Source organism: Cohnella yongneupensis, assembly GCF_042655785.1.
GTDB lineage: Bacteria > Bacillota > Bacilli > Paenibacillales > Paenibacillaceae > Cohnella > Cohnella yongneupensis.
Genome location: NZ_JBHSNC010000068.1, coordinates 1 through 1813, shown reverse-complemented (window position 1 = coordinate 1813; position 1813 = coordinate 1). Strand labels below are relative to the sequence as shown.

Below are 1813 nucleotides of genomic sequence, written 5' to 3'. Positions count from 1 at the left end.
TTTTACGGGTATGTGTCTCCTTCCGGTTGCTGTGAAAATCGTAAATGTGTGAATGGGAAGACCAAGGTTCATTTACGATTTTCAAGGCAAACGCTCCGCTCCTCCAGGAGACACATACCCTCTTTACATCATCGATTTCTGCCAGAAAACACCTTATAGTACGCACAAAGAAACCGTTCTTTGGTAAAATGGAAGTGTCGAGCAACCATTACCAGGAGGGGTTTCTTTGTACATTCAATATACCATGGATCAGCTTTGCCTGCCAATGGACTTGGCAGATGACATCCCCCAAAATCACCTCGTACGCGTCGTGAATGCGGCGGTCAACCGCCTGGACGACAGTATCTTTGCTGCCGCTTACCCTGGCGGCGGCAGAGACAGCTATCATCCCAAAATGCTAACCAAGGTGCTCATCTATGCCTACACCCAGCGCATTTATACTTCCCGCCAAATCGCCAAAGCCGTCCGCGAGAACGTCATGTTCATGTGGATTGCCGGCAGGCAGCAGCCGGATTTCCGCACCATTAATCGTTTCCGCTCTGAGCGGATGAAATCCGTCCTGGAGACGGTCTTCACAGCCGTTTTGCAATTTCTCGCAGACGAGAAGTACGTCAAGCTGGATCACTATTTCGTTGACGGGACCAAGATCGAGGCTAACGCGAATCGCTATACGTTTGTTTGGGGCAAAGCCGTCGTCAAGCAACAAGCAAAGCTACGGGAGAAGGTCCAGTCCTTGTTCGCTGCCATTGACGCGTCGGAGCATGAGGACGAGAAAGAGCACGCGGGAGCAGACCTTGCGGAACTTGGCAAAACCGCGCAGATAACAAGCGAGAAGCTGGAACAAGCTGTTGCCAAACTCGAAGCCAAGCTGAAAGAGAAGCCAACGGATAAGCCGCTCAAGAAAACGGTACGGGTGCTCCGTAAAGACCTCCTCCCTCGCCTGCGAAAGTACGAAGCGCAACGGAAGATCCTCGGGGACCGCAACAGCTTCAGCAAAACGGATCCGGACGCGACGTTCATGCGGATGAAAGAAGATCATATGCGTAACGGCCAGCTCAAGCCCGGCTACAACGTGCAAATCGGAACGGAATCGCAGTTTATCATCGGATACAGCCTGCACCAGCGCCCTACGGACACGCGCTGTTTGAAGCCTCATCTGGAGAAGGTAAAGTCGGCGCTCGGAAAGCTGCCGGGAACGGTCATTGCAGATGCCGGCTACGGCGGAGAAGAGAACTACGCCTTCCTAGAAAGCGAAAATGTAGATGCTTTGGTTAAGTACAGCACCTATCACAAAGAGAAATCAAAGGCTTGGCAGAATGACATCAGCAAGATCGACAATTGGCAATACGACGAAGCCGAGGACAGTTGGACATGCATGGCAGGACGAAAGCTGGTCTTCCGTTACGAGAGTAAGGAAAAGACGGACAGCGGGTTTGAGATTCGCAAGCGGCATTATCGGAGTTTGAGTTGCGAAGGTTGTCCGCTCAAGGCTGCATGCACGAAGTCCGAAGGGAACCGAGAAGTCAGCGTCAGCCTCGCGTACATGCGCTACAAAGAGCAGGTGCGGGAGAAACTCCGAAGCGAGGAAGGCTATTCGCTATCGGTCAGGCGGATGATTGAACCGGAGAGTGTGTTTGGGCAAATGAAGAACAACCGGGGATTCCGGCGTTTTCTGCTTCGCGGCTTGCCTAAGGTGAGCCTCGAGGTCGGGTGGCTTTCGCTTGCCCACAATCTGCTGAAGAAGGTGGCGATAGACCAAAAACGCGAAATGGCGGCACAGGGATAGTACCCTGTTGCCGCCATTCACCAAGAA

Annotated in this window: 1 protein-coding gene; it reads left to right on the top strand. The window is 52.7% G+C overall.

Features of this window, described 5'->3' with window-relative positions:
• Positions 1-226: 226 nt before the first annotated feature.
• Positions 227-1786 (top strand): IS1182 family transposase, encoded by a 1560-nt coding sequence (locus tag ACFPQ4_RS24730; protein ID WP_378114626.1) that lies wholly within the window; start codon positions 227-229, stop codon positions 1784-1786.
• Positions 1787-1813: the final 27 nt, after the last annotated feature.